This window comes from Rathayibacter sp. AY2B3 (assembly GCF_002931755.1).
Classification (GTDB): Bacteria; Actinomycetota; Actinomycetes; order Actinomycetales; family Microbacteriaceae; genus Rathayibacter.
Map to the genome: position 1 here is coordinate 52,867 of NZ_PSUG01000005.1, position 16,975 is coordinate 69,841.

Here is a 16,975-nt window from a genome sequence, read left to right on the forward strand (position 1 = left end):
CTGGTATTGCGACAGCAGATCCGATACGGCGATCGCCTGTGTCGAGGCGAAGCACGACAAAGGGAGAACCGGGACATGGGCAGGTCGATCGCCATTATCGGCACGCGGGGCTATCCCAGTTACTACGGGGGATTCGAGACAGCGGTTCGACGTCTCGCGCCATATCTGGCCGAGCAGGGATGGGAGGTCACGGTCTACGGGAGGCCGGGCACCACGGCTCTCCGGGACCCGGACCGCGACGAGCGGGTGATCACCCGGCAGACGCGGGGTGTCGAGAGCAAGTCGCTCAGCACCCTCTCCTACGGACTCACGGCCGCTCTCGACGCGGCCAAGCGCAAGCCCGACGTCGCCCTGGTGCTCAACTGCGCCAACGGCTTCTGGCTGCCGATCCTCAGGCAGCGCGGCATCCCCACCGTCGTCAACGTCGACGGCATCGAGTGGGACCGCGCCAAGTGGGGCCGGTTCGCGAAGTTCGTCTTCCACCAGGGCGCGGTCTGGACCGCCCGTCACGGCGACCGCATGGTCTACGACGCCGCGGCGATCGAGACGCGCTGGAAGCGGGAGTTCGGCCGCGACGGCGACGTCATCCCCTACGGCGGCGACGTCCCGCCGGAGCACCCGGTCGAGCCGGGGCTGACCCACCGCGGCTACGCGCTGATCGTGGCGCGCTTCGTCCCCGAGAACACGGTGCCCGAGTTCATCGAGGCCGCCGAGCGGATCGCGCGGACCCACGACGTGGTGATCGTCGGCTCGTCCGGCTACGGCGGCCCGATCGACCAGGCGGTCAGCGCCCTCGCGCAGCAGAACGCGCGGGTGCACTGGTTCGGCCACGTCAGCGACGACACCCGGCTCCACTCCCTCTGGCAGCACGCCGGGGCCTACTTCCACGGGCACAGCGTCGGCGGCACCAACCCGGCGCTCGTGCAGGCCATGGCCTGCGGCGCCCCGGTCGTCGCCCGCGACACCGTCTTCAACCGTGAGGTGCTCCAGGAGGCGGGGCGCTTCGTCGCTCCCACCCCGGACGCGATCGCCGAGGGCGTCCTCGCCGTGCTGAACGACCCGATCGAGCAGGAGCGGCTCTCGTACCGCGGGCACCTGCGGGCCGTGCACTCCTACTCCTGGGCCGAGGTGAACGCCGGCTACGAGCGCTCGCTGCTCAGCGTCATCGCCGAGCGGGCCGGCGCGGGAGCGAGCAGGAGCCGGGCGTGAGGGCCCCGCGCGACCTCGGCTACGACGACCTCCTCATCGGCTACCACGTCGGCCCGCTGACGGGCGTGACGGCGGAGCGCGTGCGGACCGCGCTGCGCGACGTCCTCCTCTCGCCCCGCGGCGCCGTGCTCCTGCGGCGCCGTACCCGGCTCCGCGGGTGGCGCCGGATCGACGTGGCGGCCGCCCTGGACGCGGCCGAGCGCGCGGTGCGGGTCGTCGACGGCCCCCTCGAGCGCGAGGACCTGGCGCACCGCCTGCTGGCCTCGCAGTTCGCGCCGGGCGAGCTGCCGCTCCGGATCCTGTTCGACGGCGCGACGGTCGGCTTCACTTTCCCGCACAGCCTCTTCGACGGGACCGGGGCGACCGCGGTCGTGGCGCTCGTGATCGAGAAGCTGGGCGCTCCGGGGGCCGACGGCACCGCCCGGAAGCCGCTCGCCGCCGCACCGCTCCGCGAGGTCGTGGAGCGCTTCGAGCTCACCGGTCTCGCCGGCGCCAGGAAGGCCCGCGACACCTTCCGCACCCTGACCGCCGCGACCGGCACCGGCTACCAGCTCGACGCGACCCTCTCGAAGGAGGAGTCGGACCGCCGCGCGCGCCTCGTGACCGCCGTGCTCGGCCCCGAGACGCTGCGGGCGATCGCCGCGACCCCGGAGCAGGCGCGCGAGGGCCGGCGCCCCGCCCGCCCGCCGGTGTCGCTCAAGACCGCGAGCCTCGTGCTCCGCTGCCTGCAGGACTGCGCCGCCGACGGCCTCGACTTCCGCGTCGTCGTCCCCGTCGACGGCCGCCGCTGGGTCGCGAAGGGCACGGAGGTCGGCGGCAACCTCTCTCCCTCCCTCCCGCTCGGCCGCCTCCGCGCCGACGACTGGTCCGCGACCTCGCTCCTCGAGCGGCTGTCCGCGGCCACCAGGTCCGGCCTCCCCGCGACCTGGCTGCTGGCGAGCGCGCTGCTGAGCGTCAAGACCCTCGTGCAGCACCCGCTGGCGCCCCTCCGCCCGCCGCGCGGGACGCCCCGCGTGCCGTGGGAGATCCACGTCTCCCTGCCCTCGACCGAGGTGCCCGTCCCGGAGGAGCTGCTGCCGCGGATCGAGCCGGACACCATGGTCGGCGGGATGCCCGCCCACCTGCGCTTCCCGCTCGGCGTCTGGGTCGAGGTCGCGCCGATGCGCGACAGCATGCACCTGACCGTCCACGACGAGACCGGCACCTTCGCTCTCGACGGCTTCGAGGAGCGGCTGCTCGCCGCTGTCGGCGCCCGAGCCGCGGAGGCCTCGTGAGCGGGCTGCTGCGCCTCCTGAACTCCCCGATCACCATGCTCGCGAGCCGCCTCTCGGTGGCGGCGCTCGGCCTGGTGAGCGCCCCGCTGATCGCGCAGGCCCTCGGCCCGAGCGGACGGGGCGAGACGGCCGCGGCCCTCGCCTCCATGTACCTGATCCCGATCGTCCTCGCGCTCGGCATGCCCCTCGAGATCCGCCGGCGCGTGCTCGCCGCGGCGGGCGACCTCGGCGCGGTGCGCACGGCCCGGCGGCTCGCGCTGCTGACCGCGATCCCGGCCGCGCTCATCGCCTGGCTGCTCACCTCCACCCTCCTCTCGGCGCTCGACGAGGCGGCCACGATCGCGGTGTTCGTCGCGATCACCGGTACTCCGCTCATGGTCTGCTGGATGATCGACATCGGCGTCGTCGGGGCGCAGCGCCGCTTCGGAGCGGTCGCGCTGCTCCAGGCCACGCAGCCGCTGGTCTACGTCGGCGGGATCGTCGTGCTGTTCCTGCTCGACTCGATCACCGTCTCCGGCGTGATCTGGTCGAACTTCGCCGGCTCCGTGATGACCGCGCTGATCGGCTCCCTGCTCGACCGCCCGCGCGGAGCCGCTCCGGCGCCCTGGCGGCCGCTCGTGCGCGGCTCCGTCACCTTCTACGGCGCGCAGGCGTCGGACGCCGCCTACCAGCGCCTCGATCAGGTGATCATGCTGCCGCTGATCGGCTCGCACCAGGCCGGCCTCTACTCCGTCGCCGTGACGATCGGCACTCTGCCCGTGTTCCTCGCGCACGCGGTCGCGGCTCCGGTCTTCTCGGACATCAGCCGGACGGAGGGCGGCGCCCGCGTCACCGCGACCGGCGACGCGCTGCGCTCGGCCTTCGCGGTCGGCCTGGCCTCGGCCGTGTTCCTCGCCGTCGTCACTCCGTGGGGCGTGCCGTTCCTCTTCGGCGACGAGTTCGCGGAGGCGATGCCCGCGGTCCTCTTCGCGATCCTCGGCTCCGTCTTCGTGGTCGTCACCGTCAGCGCGGGCGAGGTGCTCTCGGCGCGCAACCGCGGCATCAGCCTCACCGTCGCCCAGGGCGCCGGGCTGATCACCTGCCTCGTGCTCCTGTTCGCGTTCGGCCCGGCGAACGGCGCGATCGCCGCCGCCATCGCCAACGCGAGCGGGATCCTGACGGCGCTGGTGGTGATGGTGCTCGCGATCCGGCCGCCGGCGCGGACCATCGTCCCGCGGCCCTCCGACGTGCCGCTGGTCGTCCGGCGCCTCACGATGCGGGGCGGCGCGGCATGACCCGCGCCGCGGCGTCGCTGCCCCGGGCGGGCTCCCGCACGGTCGCCCGCGGACCGGTGCGCACCCGCCGCACGCTCCGCGCCCTCCTCGGCCGCGACGGGCTCGGCCTGCCGTGGCTGGGCGTCCTGCTGCTGGTCTTCGCCCTCCCGGCCAACGGAGTCGCCTCCGCGTTCCTGCCGGGCGCCACGGCGACCGCGTTCGGCGCGATCAAGGACGCCACGGTCCTCGGGCTCTTCCTGCTCGTGCTCGTCAGCGGCCGGATCAAGCGGGTGCCGGTGCCGATCGTCGTGCTCGTGCTGATGATCGTGGGCCTCGGCGCCGTCTCGGCCGTGTGGACCGAGAACCCGATCCAGGCCGCCTACGGCTGGCGCAACGACTTCCTGCCGTTCCTCGCGCTCATCGTGGTGCCCGCGGTACTCGAGAAGCGCCACCTCGCGATCCTCGCGACCGCGTTCGTCGTCGCGCTGCAGCTCTCGTCGATCACGACGATCCTCACCTGGAACCAGGGGCTCGACTGGCTGTTCACCCTCGGGGTGTTCCCGCTGGCCCCCGGGGCGCCGTTCCCCTCCTCCCTCTTCGTCGCCGGCAGCATCGTGCCCCGCGGCTTCAGCCCCTACAGCGCCCCGAACGAGAGCGCCGTCGCCGTCACGATCGCGCTGGCCGTGCTGTGGACACGCCCGCGCTGGCCACTGTGGCTGAAGGGCGCTCTGTCGCTCCTGCCGCTGGTGGCGGTGTACCTGACGCAGTCCCGGAGCGGCTACATCGGCCTGGCGATGCTCGCGGTGACGCTGGTGGCCTGGGCGCTGTTCCGCGCGAAGCCGATGCTGGTCTGGGCGATGCTCACCGTGACCACGGCCGCGGCCGTCGGCGGAGTCACGCTCTACCTCTACATCGACAAGGTGATCTCGCACGTCGCCGACCCGTCGCTGATCGGCCACAGCGACAGCCTGCTCGAGAACATCCCGCTGCTCGTCGCGCACCCGTTCGGCTTCGGCCTCGGCAAGGTGGGCCCGCGCGCGCAGCTGTACTCGACCGACAGCGTCCTGGTCGAGAGCTTCTTCCTGGTGCTCGCGATCGAGTCGGGGATCCTCGTGATGCTGCTGTTCGCGGCGCTGCTGGTGTACCTGTTCCTCCGCGGGCTGCGGGCGCCGACGCTCGACGGCTTCCTGCCCACGGCCGTGGTCGCGGGCACGCTGGTCAGCTACACGGTGCTGCCGACGCTCCAGGAGGGTCCGGTGGCGTACACGCTCTGGATCGTCTGCGGCATGGGCATCGTGGCGGGGCGGGCCGAACAGGCGGTGCGCCCCAGCACGGCCCGGGTCCGCGAGCCCTCACCCTCGCGCAACGCCGCCCACCTCGACGGGCCGCGCGCCGGCACCGGAGCGCACGTCGTCACTCCCCGGGGGGAGGGGCGCAGGCACCGGCTGCAGCGCTCCCGCGTCTCAGGCGGTCGCCGTCGCCGCGGCGGTGACGACCGTGCTGCGGGGAGCCTGCGCGACAACGGTCCCGAGGACGTCGCCCCCGACGTCCCGTAGGCGGTCGGCCGCGGCGACGAGGTCGGCCGAGGACGAGACGCCGGCGCCCGCGACGAGGACCGTCGTGGCGACCATCTTGCCCAGCAGCACCGCGTCGGTGGCCGAGAGGATCGCGGGGGAGTCGACGATCACGTGGTCGTACCGGCGCGAGAGGTGCGCGATCACGCGCTCCATCGCAGGGGTGCCGATCAGGTCGCTCGGGTTCGCCTGGCTGCCGCCGGCCGTGAGCACGGTGACGCCCTGGGCGCTGACGGGCAGCGACCCGTCGGCGGGCAGGGTGCCGGTGCGGAGCAGGTCGGCCAGGGTCGGTCCGCCCGTGGGGAGGCGGAAGACGGTCGACTGCGCCGGGTCGCGGAGGTCGGCGTCGATCAGCACCACGGTGCGGCCGATCTGGGCGATCGAGACGGCGAGGTTCGCGGCCACGGTGCTCTTGCCGTCGCCCTCGCGGGCGGAGGTGACGAGCAGGGTGCGCTCGTGGGTGCCGGAGCCGAAGAGGAGCGTCGTGCGCAGCATCCGGAACGACTCGGCGACGGCGCTCCGGCCGTCGACGACGAGGGGGGAGCGGCGGACGGCCGTGTCGTAGGGGATCGACTCGAGCACCGGCAGGGTGGTGCCGGCGGCGACGTCCTTGGCCGAGCGGATGCGGGAGTCGCCGAGCGAGCGCAGCACGACGACGCCGACGCCGAGGATGAGGCCGGTCGCTCCTCCGAGCACGAGGTAGACGAGCAGGTCGGGGCTGAGCGGCGAGCTCGGCACGGACGCGGCCTCGAGCACCTTCACGTCGACCCGGCTCGCGCCGCCCGTGACGGGGCGCTCGATCTGGGCGACGTAGCTGCGCAGGCTCTCGGCGACCGAGTCGGCGATCCGCGCGGCCTGCTGGGCGTCGGCGTCGACGACGTCGATGCTCATGATGACGGTGCCGGGGAGCGCGGCCGGCGTGACCTCGCCCGCCAGATCGCCGACGGTCATGTCGAGACCGAGGTCGTCGATGACGGGCTGCAGCACCGAGCTCGAGTCGACCAGCGCGACGTAGGAGGCCACCCGGGCCTCGGCGCTGGTGAAGGAGGCGCCGACCTCGGCGCTGGACTGGTTGTCGGCGGTCGCGACGGAGACGAACACGGTCGTCTGCGCCCGGTACTCCGACTCCGACGCCATGGTCGCCACGGAGGCGGCCGCGAGGCCGAGGGCGACGAAGATCGAGATGACGAGCCAGCCCCTGCGGAGAAGTCGTCCGTACTCGCGAATTCCCACAGGGCCGTCCTTGTCGAGGAGGGATCCGGCGGACCGGATCGAGACGATGAGCGTGCTGCTGTCGATCCTGGCAGAACCGCGCCGCGTGTCACCGGCGCCGGGCCGAGCCGGCACCCCCGGACAGGCGCGGGAGAGGGCCTGCGCCGGGGTCGGGGGCTCGGGGCTGTCGGATCCCGCCCGGTCGGCGTCGCGAGACGACGGACGGCGGCACGGCCGGACCGCCTCCGCTGCCGCCCCCGGTCGTGCCTACTTCTTGTAGCTCCTCGTGAGGGTGTTGTCGCCGGGGGTGGGGTCGCCGATCGCGGTGGAGCTCTTGGCGGTGATGGTGGAGGTGCCGGTCTTGGGAGTGAGGACGATGGTCCTGGTGGTGCTCTGTCCGGCTGCGAGGGTGGGGATCTTCCAGGTGAGGACCGTGGTCCCGGCGATCTTGCCGGGGGTGCGGGTGGCGCCTCCGATGTCGGTGACGGTGGTGGGGACGATCATCTGGATGACGGTGGATCCGGTGTCGCGGGTGCCGACGTTGGTGACGGTGGTGGTGGCGGTGAGGGTCCTGCCGGTGATCTTCGTGGCGGTGGGGGTGAGGGCGACCTTCAGGTCGGCGCGGCTGCCGGAGACGATCTTGACGATGCGGGTGGCGGTCGCGGCGGCCCAGGTGCCGTCGCCGGCCTGGGCGGCGGTGACGGTGCAGGCAATCGACCCGGTGAGGGTCACCGTTCCCGCGGCGGTCACGGTGCACGGGCCGGTGGCGGTGTAGGTCACCGGGAGACCGGAGGAGGCCCTCGCGGCGAGCGAGTAGGCGACTCCGGTGGTCGGGGTCGCCGACGTGTTCGCGGTGAAGGCGACGGTCTGCGGCTTCTTCTGGATCGACGCGGCGGTCACCACGAGGGTGCGGGTCGCCTGCGGGGCGGCGTTCCGGTCGGCGTCCCCGGCCTGATCCAGGGTGAGCACGCAGTCTCCCGGAGCGGCGAAGGTCACGGTGCCGTTCGCGACGGTGCAGGCCGCGGAGGCGGTCCCGAGAACGATCGGGGCGCTCGACGCGCCGCCAGTGACGGTCGGAGTCCACGTCCCTCCGACGACCGCCGCGGGAGCGGTGGAGGTGAAGGCGACCGTCTGCGCAGCCCTGCCGATCGTGAAGGCGCGGTCGGCGCGAGCAGCGGCGTGCGCAGCGTCGCCGGCCTGCTCGAGGGTCAGGGTGCAGGAGCCGGCGTGGTCGTAGGAGACCGAGCCGCCGGAGACCGAGCAGGCCCCCGAGGCGGTGAGGCGGGGATCCGCGGAGGAGGGGCCTCGGACGATCACCGGCGTGGACGATCCGCCGACGACCGCGTCGCCCGGAGCCTCGCCGCCGAACGAGACGGACCCGGCGGCCAGGCCCACCGCGATGGTCTGCGAGACCTGCGGAGCGGCGAGATGACCGGAGTCCCCGGCCTGATCGGCCGTGACGGTGCAGGTGCCGGAGCCTTCGAAGGTGACGACGCCGTCCGTCAGGGTGCAGGCGCCCGAGGCGGCGAGCACGACCGGCTGCCCGGACGCGCCGCCCGTCGCGGCGGGCGTGTAGGTGCCGCCCGGGACGGCGGGGGAGGGGGGAGTGGAGGTGAAGGCGATCGTCTGGGCCGGAAGGGTCACCTGAACGGTGCCGGCGACGTTCGGAGCCTGCTGATAGGTGGAGTCGCCCTGCTGGAACGCGTAGTACGAGCAGGTGCCGACAGCGGTGAGGAGGATGTCGACGGAGCCCGGATCGACCCGGGTCGTGCGGCAGGCGTCGTAGGCGACGGCGAAGGCGGGCAGGCCCGAGCTCGTGGTCATCGTGAGGGTGACGGTGTCGCCGACGGCTCCGGTCGTGGGAGGGGTCGAGGCGAGGGTGATCGTCTGGGGGCCCTTCCGCACCGTGAAGGTGGACGACCGCTGCAGAGCGGGCGCGTAGTCCGCGTTCCCGAGCTGGTCGGCGGTGACGACGCACTCCTCGCCGACCTCGGTGAAGGTCACCACGCCGTCGGCGATGGTGCAGCCGCCGGTCGCGCCGTAGGTCGTGGGGAGCCCCGACGTGGCTGTCGCGACCGGGGAGTAGGTAGCGGAGCGCGCGGTGTCGATGCCGTGCGGGTAGTCGTAGACGATGCTCTGCGGGAGGCGGTCGACGGTGAACGATCCGGTGCGCTGCGGCGCGGGGAGGTAGAGCTCCGAGCCCTCCTGGTCGAAGCGGATGGTGCAGGTGCCCGGGTGGAGGTTGCGCACGGAGGTGCCGCCGATGATCGAGCAGACCTCCGGGGTCGTGCTCGTCACCGTCACCGGCAGGCCGCTGCCGGCACTGGCGCGGAGGTCGGCGTCCTCATCCGTCGTGAGAGCGCTCGTGGGGAGGCGGAAGTCGATGCTCTGCGCCTTCCGCACCACCTCCTCCGCCGGCTTGGCGACCACCGTGAAGCTCGTCTCGACCGCCGGGGCCGACGCGTAGCGCTGGTCACCGGGCTGGCCGGCGCGGACGACGCAGGTCCCCGCGGCGACGCCCGCGAACACGGACCGGCTCAGTCCCTCGAAGAGGAACGGAGTGCCGTCGAGCCGGCAGACCTCCGGCGTCGTGGTCGTGAAGTCCACCGGGAGACCCGAGGTGGACGTCGCGGTCACCGAGTAGGACCCGGTCGAGTACGCGTAGCCCGCCAGAGCGAAGGCGACCGACTGGGACCTCGGCGAGAGAGTCCTGGTGCGGACGACGTCCGGAGCCGCGGTCCAGCCCGTGCCCCCGGCCTGGGAGGCGGTGATGGAGCAGAGCCCGCCGACCCGGCCGACCGCGCGTCCCGCGGTCACCGTGCACACGTCAGGAGTGGTGCTGACGTAGGTCACCGGCAGACCCGAGGACGCGGTGGCCTGCAGGACGAGGTCCCGACCGTCGGTGTCGAGGCCGGTCAGCTCCGGGAACGCGATCGTCTGCCCGGTCTGCGCGGTGAGGGTGAAGGTCGAGCGCGTGATCGGCGTCCGCGCGTAGACGACGGGATCCCGGTTGTACCCGTTGAATCCGGTGTAGAGCGCGCGGATCTCGTGGCTCCCGCGCGCGAATCCCTCCGGGACCTCGATGCTCACGGTCTCGGACGTCTCCGCACCGGTCAGCGTGACGGTGCCGAGCGGTCGCTGCGTCTGGCCGGTGAACTCGGTGAACGAGATCGATCCTCCGCCGATCTGGTCCGGCTTCCTCGTGTAGCCGGTGTCGACGTCCCGGTAGGAGTTCTTCGAGAGAGTGGCGGTGAGGGTCGTGGGGACGTCGATCGCGGTCGTCGACGCGCTCACCGTCATGGTGGCGTCGGGGAGCCAGGAGACGAGTGCGTCGCCGACCTTGTAGGGGCTGAGTCCGGGATCGGCGATCGGCCAGCTCCCTCCGCCTCCGCCTCCGCCGCCGGCCGCTCCCAGGCTGGTGTAGATGAACTCGCCGCCGCCCGCACCGCCTCCGCCGCCGCCCGCCGATCCGGCGCCGCCCTGTCCGCCGCTGGCGTAGACGTCGCCCGAGGCCCGCGCGCCTGCTCCACCGAAGCCGTGAGGGTCGGCGCCCAGGCCGTCCCAGAACATGTGCCCGGTCCCGCCGCTCGCCTCCGAGCCGAACGTCGGGACGGCATCGAGGAAGCCGCCGAGGTAGGCGGTGTCGCCACCGCTGCCGCCGACCCCCGGGGTGTCGATCGTCGCGCCGCCGCCGCCGCCCCCGGGGAAGCCGCCGGTGCCGTGGCCTGCTTCGCCCGGCCGGCCGGCGGCACCGCCGTCGGAGCCGTCGTACAGGATGGTCGCGCTCGATCCGCTTCCTCCGCCCGCGGCGACGGCGATGACGTCGCCGCCGACGGGGTCGCAGTTCTCGTCGGGTTCGCTGAAGGACACCCACTTGGCGTCCCCACCCCCCTCGAAGCCCCCGCTCCGGAGGCTTCCCCAGTAGATCGTCTGACCGGGCGTCACCTTCACGTCGTAGAGCGTGAAAGCGGCGCCGGCGCCGCCGGTGCCCCCGGTGTTCCCCACGCTGTCGAAGTCCTGACCGTCGGCTCCACGGTTTCCCCGGGCGGTGACGTCGGCAGTGTGGACGTTCGCAGGCACGGTGAACCTCCCGTCCGTCGTGCACGCGTCGTAGAACCGATTGGCGGAGGCGGGGGGTGCGCCGACCAGCGTGAGCGCCGCGGCGGCGAGAACCACCGCGAGACCGCCGGCGAGGGGGCGCCGGAGGCGGGACCGCGTCGAGGGGGACGGGGTCGAGCGCATGGCGGGCCTTCCGGACGCCCGGACGGGTCGGGGGATCCGATTCTCAGGCGATCCGCAGGTTACGGGCGGGGCGACAGCAGTGCCAGAGGAAGCGGGGCACGCGGGCTTAACGGGGGGTGACGCATCGGCGGGCTATTGCCGGGGAGGTCGGACGGCCGTGGTCCGGGGGGTCGATCCGGATGGCGCGCACTCGAGGAGCTCGGCGCTCCTCCACAGGGCGCGGATCAGCGCGGGCATCCCCGTGAAGCGATCGTCACGATCCGGAGCCCTCAGGACTCGGGGCCCCGCCGAACCCGCAGCCGCGTCTCCTCGAGGTCGAGCAGCGACTGGGCGTCGCGCAGGATGCGCTGCGGGTAGGCGCGGCGCGAGCGCGCGTCCAGCAGCGCCTCCCGCTCGGCGGCGACCACGGCGAGCCGCAGCGCCCGGTAGAGGCGGTGCGGAGTGTCGGCGACCGACCGCTCCGTGCCGCGCGAGCGCTCCCAGGCGGCCTCGGAGCGGAGGAACGACGTCTGGCGCACCCGCTCCAGGACGTCCGGAGCGACGTCGTCGGCGCCCTCGACGGCGTCGCCCGGGCGCTCGAGCACCGAGAGGCCCTTCTCGGTGATCTCGTCGAGCAGGCCCGCGAGCGCGCGCTGGTCCTCGGGCACGTCGATCCCGCGGATGCCCAGCGCCCGGATCAGCAGCGGCAGCGTGCTGCCCTGGACCAGCAGGGTCGCGACGGCCACGGTGAAGGCGATCAGCACGAGCTGCGGGCGGTACGGGATGTCCTCGGGCAGCGACTGCGCGGCCGCGAGGGTCACCACTCCGCGCATCCCGGACCAGCCGAGCACCAGACCGCCGCGCCAGCCGATGCCGTTGCGGCTGAAGTGCCGGTAGTCGCTGCGCCGCAGCAGGTAGCGCCGCTTCGCCCGGCCGCGCTCCTCCTTCGGCAGCTCCTGCGCCTCGGGCGACTCGAGCAGCTCCTTCTGCTCGCGGGCCCGGCGCTCGGCCCGGCGGGTCTGCCAGCGCTCGCCGAGGAGGACCGGGCCGACCCAGAGGAAGCGCACGACGATCAGTCCGACCACCGCGATCAAGCCGATCCCGACCGCTCCGGGCACGGAGAGGCGCGCGCTGTCGGCGTCGTGGATCAGCGAGCGGATCTCGAGCCCGATCAGCAGGAACACGCCGTTCTCGAGCAGGAACTGCACGGTCCGCCAGTTGATCCGGTCGTTCACCCGCGACTGCGCGGTGAAGGCGCGGGAGGAGGCGTGCCCGGTGTGCAGACCGGCGACGACCACGGCCAGCACGCCCGAGGCGCCCAGGCCCTCGGCGGGGATGAACGCGACGAACGGGACGATGAAGGAGAGGACGGTGTTGAGCACCGGGTCCTCGAGCCGCGAGCGGACGAAGACGGTGACCACGCTGGCCACGAACCCGACCACGACGGCCACGACGACCGCGGAGAGGAAGTCGCCGATCGCCGCCCACGGCGTCGCGAGCGTCCCCGCGGCGGCGGCGAGGGCCGAGCGGAGGAGCACCAGCGCGGTCGCGTCGTTGATCAGCCCCTCGCCCTCGAGCAGGGTGAGCAGCCGCGGCGGGAGGCCCAGCCGCCGGCCGACCGAGGTCGCGGCGACGGCGTCGGGCGGGCTGATGATCGCGCCCACGGCGATCGCCAGGCCCAGCCCGAGGTCGGGGAGGAGGAGGAAGAGGAGCGCGCCGACGCCGGCCGCCGAGATCAGCACCAGCACCACCGACAGGCCGGTGATGGTGGTGAGGTTCCGGCGGAAGTCGATGAACGGGACGCTGAGCGCCGCCGCGTACAGCAGCGGCGGCAGCACGCCGTCGAGCACCCACTCGTGCGGGACGACCACCTCCGGCACCCCGGGGATGTACGAGAGGCCGACGCCGGCGAGGACGAGGACGATCGGGGCGGCGACGCCGAGGCGCCGCGAGAAGACGGCGACCGCGACGAGGACCGAGACGCCGACGATCGCGGCGATGCCCAGCTCCATCAGCGGAGGCTCTCGAGGGCGCAGAAGGGCATGGTCTCGTCTCCAGGGGGTGGCGGGCGATCGCCCGGGACGAGTCTGCGCCTCTCGGCGGATGCGGTGCAGGGGGTTGCGAGCGCCCGGAGTCCCGCGCCGGGGTCAGCCGTCGTCGCGAGCGGTGCGCCGGTCGAGCAGGCGGGCGAGCGCGAGGAGGAGCGCCATGGCGCCGAGCGCGGCGACGGCCAGCGCGAGCGCGGCGCCGGGCTCGAGCGTGATGCCGCGCTCGACGACCTGCGCGCGCAGCACCGGGTCGGCCGAGACGACGAGCAGGCCGATCGAGGCGGCGGCGAGGACGAGGCCGTAGAGGACGGCGCCGGCGCGGATCCGCGGGCGAGCGGTGGCGGGGGTGGGCGTGGTGGTCATCGTGCGGCTCCGGTCTCGGGGGTGGGGCTCGGGGTGGCGGGCGTGCCGGGCTCGGCGTCCGGGGTGGAGTCGTAGACGCGGATCGAGCCGCCCTCCTGGGCGATCCGGACCACGAACGGCTCGGCCTCGGGGTCGCCGAAGGTCTGCGTCCACAGCTGACGGCCCTCGGCGGTGCGGACCTCGCGGGGCGCGTCGATCGCGCCTTCGTCGGCGTCGACGACCCAGAGGTCGGTGTCCTCGGTGGTCGCCTCCAGGCGGACCGCCGTGCCCTCCGTCGTGGCGACGGACACCTGCCCGTAGCCGATCCAGAGGTCCAGCGGCTCGCCGGAGGCCTCGTAGCCGGGTGCGACCGTGACCTGCAGGTCGCTCGCCGCGAGCGTCGCGTAGCGGCCGGGGGCGGCGCTCGAGAAGCCGTACGAGCCCAGCACGGGGAGCAGCTCGCGGTCGGTCGGGAGCACGGCGGCGCAGGCGGCCGTCACCAGGGCGACCGTCGCGAGGGCGATCAGTGCGATCGCGCGCCTCCGGAAGAGGCCGGCGAGAACGATCACCACGGCCAGCACGAGCGCGGCGGAGGCGGCTCCGACGACGAGGGCCGTCGGTCCGGAGGCGGTGAGCGAGACCAGCGCGCCGGTCAGAGCGGCGGCCCCGAGGGCGAGCAGCGTGAGGCTCGCCCGCAGTCGGGGGTTCGCGGCGCGTCGGAGGCGAAGGCGTTCCAGGCGCGCAGCGGTGGCGGCGGCGGCGGCGAGTCGCGCCTCCTCCGCCCGGGCGCGGGCCGTCTCACGGGCCGACGCGCTCTGCTGGGCGCGGAACGCCTCCCGCTCGGCCCGCCACGCCTCCTGGCGCTCGCGCCACTCGGCGACGGCCTCGGGGGACGAGGGGCGCTCGTCCTGCAGTCCGGGGTCGGGTGCGGAGTAGCCCGCAGCGGCGGGCGCCGGGTACGGGAGCGTCGCGGAGGGGTGTGCGGACGGGGAGGCCTGGGCCGGGGCGGCGGCCGCGTCGTCCGATCGCCGGCTCCGCCGCACGACCCAGACCACGAACGCCACGATCAGCCCGAGCACCACGAGCGACCACAGCGTCCGCCCGGTCGCGGGCGCCCAGGGCATCGCCCCGGTGTAGGCGCCGCCGAGCGACCAGAAGCCCTGCGCCACCGGCAGCATCGAGGCGAGCACGAGGACGCCGATCCCGGCGTGCACCCGGTCGAGCGAGCCGCGCAGCAGCCGCTCCACCGGCAGGGCGCCGTCCTGGTCGGGCAGCAGCAGCCAGGCCGCGGCGTAGAGGAGGAGCGCGGGCCCGCCCAGCACCGCGACGACGAGCACGATGCCGCGCACGATCAGCGGGTCGATGCCCAGCCGGTCGGCGATCCCCGCGCAGACGCCGCCGATCCAGCCGGGACGGCGGGGCAGGTCGAGGCCGCGCAGCCAGAGCACGAAGCGGTTCTCGGGCGCGGGGGGCGGATCGGCGGGGCCGGGGGCTCCCGGGCCGGGGCTCTCGGGGCCGGCGCTGTCGGGGCCGGCGGCTCCGGGGTCCGTCGCGATCGGCGTCGTCGACGTGCTCGCCGCCTCCGCGCCGTCCGGCTCCGGGGAGCCCGGCGGGGTCGTGCTCTGTCCTGTCATGCTGCGAGTCTCCCGTGCGCTCCGCGGCCCGGACCATCGGGGGAACCCCTGATCCGACCCCGAGAGCACCCCCGATCGTGCGGCCGACCTGTTTGGATGCAGGGGTGAGCACAGTCCCCGGCACCGCCGTCCGCCCCCCGCTGCGGCGCCCGCGGACGATGCTGCTCGGCGGAGTGTGCACCGCGGTCGCCGACCACCTCGGCTGGAGCGTGCGGAGGACCCGCCTCCTCGCCGTCCTCACGACCGCGCTCGGCGGGGGCGGCGCGCTCCTCTACCTCTGGCTCTGGGCGCTGGTGCCCCTCGCGCCGCTCGACTCGCGCGACGCGGATCCGGCCGTCCGCCGCTCCGCTCCCGTCGCCGGCCTGCTGACCCTCGCCGCCGCCGTCGCGGCGCTCGCCGTGATGATCACCGTCGATCGCGGCGACGACGCCGACATCACGCGCGCGCTGGTCGCCGTCGGCCTGCTCGCGGGAGGCGCCGTCGGCTGGAGCCTCGGACTCGACCGCGGCGACGCCGTCCGCCCCGCCCGGTACGGCTCCGCGGTGCGCCTCGCCTCCTGCGCGCTGCTGGTGCTCGCCGGAGCGGCCGTGCTCACGGGCCGCCCGAGCGCCCTGAACGCGGTGCTCGCCGTGGGCGTGCTGCTGATCGCCGCCGGCGTGCTGGCCGCGCCGCGGGTGGTGACCCTCTGGTCCGAGCTGATGGGCGAGCGGGCCGCGCGCGTGCGCCAGGAGCAGCGGGCCGAGATCGCCGCGCACCTGCACGACTCCGTGCTGCAGACCCTCGCGCTCATCCAGAACCGCGCCGGAGCCTCGAGCGAGGTCGCCCGCATCGCCCGCGCCCAGGAGCGGGAGCTGCGCGACTGGCTGTTCGAGCGCGACGTCCCGGTCGCCAACGACCTGGCCGCCGAGGTCCGGGCGATCGCCGCCGCCGTCGAGCTCGACTACCCCGTGCACCTCGAGGTGGTGGCCGTCGGCGCCTCCGTGCCCGGCGCCGCCGCGCTCCTCGCCGCGACCCGCGAGGCCGTGCTGAACGCGGCCCGGCACGCGGGCGGCGACGTCTCGGTGTACCTCGAGTCCTCCGTGCAGGGCGTCGACGTCTTCGTGCGCGACCGCGGCCCCGGCGTCGTCCTCGACGAGGTCCCCGGCGACCGCCTCGGCATCCGCGAGTCGATCATCGGCCGGATGGCGCGCGCCGGCGGCAGCGCGACCGTGCGACCCGGGGTCGGCGGCACCGGCACCGAGGTGCACCTGCGGCTCCCCGCGGAGGTCGAGCGGTGACCCGCGTGCTGCTGGTCGACGACCACTCCATCTTCCGCTCGGGCCTGCGGGCGGACCTCGCTCCCGAGCTCGAGGTCGTCGGGGAGGCGGCCGACGTCGACTCCGCCGTCGGCCTGGTCGCCTCGCTCGCGCCCGAGGTGGTGCTGCTCGACGTGCACCTGCCCGGCGGCGCGGGCGGAGGAGGAGCGGAGGTGCTGCGGCGCAGCGCCGGCTCGTCGTCGCGGTTCCTCGCGCTCAGCGTCTCGGACGCCGCGGAGGACGTGGTCGGCGTGATCCGCGCCGGCGCCCGCGGCTACATCACCAAGGCCAGCTCCGGAGCCGAGGTGAGCCGGGCGGTGCTCGCGGTGGCGGGCGGGGACGCCGTGTTCTCGCCGCGCCTGGCCGGCTTCGTGCTCGACGCCTTCGGGGCGCTGACGGGCGAGCAGGCGGAGTCGGTGGACGAGCTCGACCGCCTCTCGGCCCGCGAGCGCGAGGTGATGCGCCTGATCGCCCGCGGCTACGCCTACAAGGAGGCGGCCGCCGAGCTCTTCATCTCGGTCAAGACGGTCGAGTCCCACGTCTCCGCCGTCCTCCGCAAGCTGCAGCTCTCCTCCCGCTACGAGCTCACCGCCTGGGCCTCGGCGCGGCGTCTGCTGTAGGAGTCGAGGGGGGCAGGCGTGCGCGCCGTTCCGGGTGCCACCGTGCGATTCGCAGGGGATCCGCCGCCCAGGAGCCGCGCCGGGCGGCGGAACGCCCTTCTCGACGCTGATCCCCTGCAGATCGCACGTTCGGCGGGCCTGCGAGGAGCGCCGCTCCGGGTGCCACCGTGCGATTCGCAGGGGATCCGCCGCCCAGGAGCCGCGCCGGGCGGCGGAACGCCCTTCTCGACGCTGATCCCCTGCAGATCGCACGTTCGGCGGGCCTGCGAGGAGCGCCGCTCCGGGTGCCACCG

11 protein-coding genes are annotated in these 16,975 nt (G+C 74.4%); 6 read left to right on the forward strand and 5 right to left on the reverse strand.

Annotated features, from left to right (window positions below; translation table 11 throughout):
* Window positions 1-75: 75 nt before the first annotated feature.
* From C5C24_RS02995 to C5C24_RS03010, 4 genes are read left to right on the forward strand one after another with little or no spacing between them, the layout of a single operon-like run.
* Window positions 76-1,209, forward strand: a complete 1,134-nt coding sequence (locus C5C24_RS02995; RefSeq protein ID WP_104281273.1) for a glycosyltransferase — start codon at window positions 76-78, stop codon at window positions 1,207-1,209.
* Window positions 1,206-2,483, forward strand: coding sequence for a hypothetical protein (locus tag C5C24_RS03000; RefSeq protein ID WP_104304264.1), 1,278 nt, complete (start codon window positions 1,206-1,208; stop codon window positions 2,481-2,483). Before C5C24_RS02995 ends, C5C24_RS03000 begins: the two co-directional genes overlap by 4 nt.
* A complete protein-coding gene (locus C5C24_RS03005; protein ID WP_104281271.1) occupies window positions 2,480-3,757 on the forward strand; it encodes a lipopolysaccharide biosynthesis protein in 1,278 nt (425 codons plus the stop codon). The genes C5C24_RS03000 and C5C24_RS03005 overlap by 4 nt, the downstream gene beginning before the upstream one ends.
* Entirely contained in the window at window positions 3,754-5,292 is a 1,539-nt protein-coding gene (locus tag C5C24_RS03010) for an O-antigen ligase (RefSeq protein ID WP_104304265.1), read from the forward strand. Before C5C24_RS03005 ends, C5C24_RS03010 begins: the two co-directional genes overlap by 4 nt.
* Here C5C24_RS03010 and C5C24_RS03015 read toward each other — a convergent pair.
* The 5 genes from C5C24_RS03015 to C5C24_RS17840 form a co-directional block, all read right to left on the reverse strand.
* Window positions 5,200-6,543, reverse strand: coding sequence for a polysaccharide biosynthesis tyrosine autokinase (locus C5C24_RS03015; protein WP_181135466.1), 1,344 nt, complete (start codon window positions 6,541-6,543; stop codon window positions 5,200-5,202). The genes C5C24_RS03010 and C5C24_RS03015 overlap by 93 nt on opposite strands.
* Before the next feature lie 246 nt (window positions 6,544-6,789).
* Entirely contained in the window at window positions 6,790-10,764 is a 3,975-nt protein-coding gene (locus C5C24_RS18535) for a DUF11 domain-containing protein (RefSeq protein WP_104304267.1), read from the reverse strand.
* Window positions 10,765-11,033: 269 nt separating this feature from the next.
* Complete coding sequence (locus C5C24_RS03025) at window positions 11,034-12,755, reverse strand: sodium:proton antiporter (RefSeq protein WP_104304268.1); 1,722 nt, start codon at window positions 12,753-12,755, stop codon at window positions 11,034-11,036.
* 135 nt (window positions 12,756-12,890) lie between these two features.
* Window positions 12,891-13,154, reverse strand: coding sequence for a hypothetical protein (locus C5C24_RS17835; RefSeq protein WP_104281266.1), 264 nt, complete (start codon window positions 13,152-13,154; stop codon window positions 12,891-12,893).
* Window positions 13,151-14,767, reverse strand: a complete 1,617-nt coding sequence (locus tag C5C24_RS17840) for a PspC domain-containing protein (RefSeq protein ID WP_181135467.1) — start codon at window positions 14,765-14,767, stop codon at window positions 13,151-13,153. Before C5C24_RS17840 ends, C5C24_RS17835 begins: the two co-directional genes overlap by 4 nt.
* A 104-nt stretch (window positions 14,768-14,871) precedes the next feature.
* Between C5C24_RS17840 and C5C24_RS03035 the strand changes: the two genes are divergently transcribed.
* Together C5C24_RS03035 and C5C24_RS03040 are read left to right on the forward strand one after the other, a co-directional pair.
* Window positions 14,872-16,044: a sensor histidine kinase gene (locus C5C24_RS03035; protein WP_104304269.1), complete on the forward strand. Its 1,173-nt coding sequence runs from the start codon at window positions 14,872-14,874 to the stop codon at window positions 16,042-16,044.
* Window positions 16,041-16,682 (forward strand): response regulator transcription factor, encoded by a 642-nt coding sequence (locus tag C5C24_RS03040; RefSeq protein WP_104277304.1) that lies wholly within the window; start codon window positions 16,041-16,043, stop codon window positions 16,680-16,682. The genes C5C24_RS03035 and C5C24_RS03040 overlap by 4 nt, the downstream gene beginning before the upstream one ends.
* Window positions 16,683-16,975: the final 293 nt, after the last annotated feature.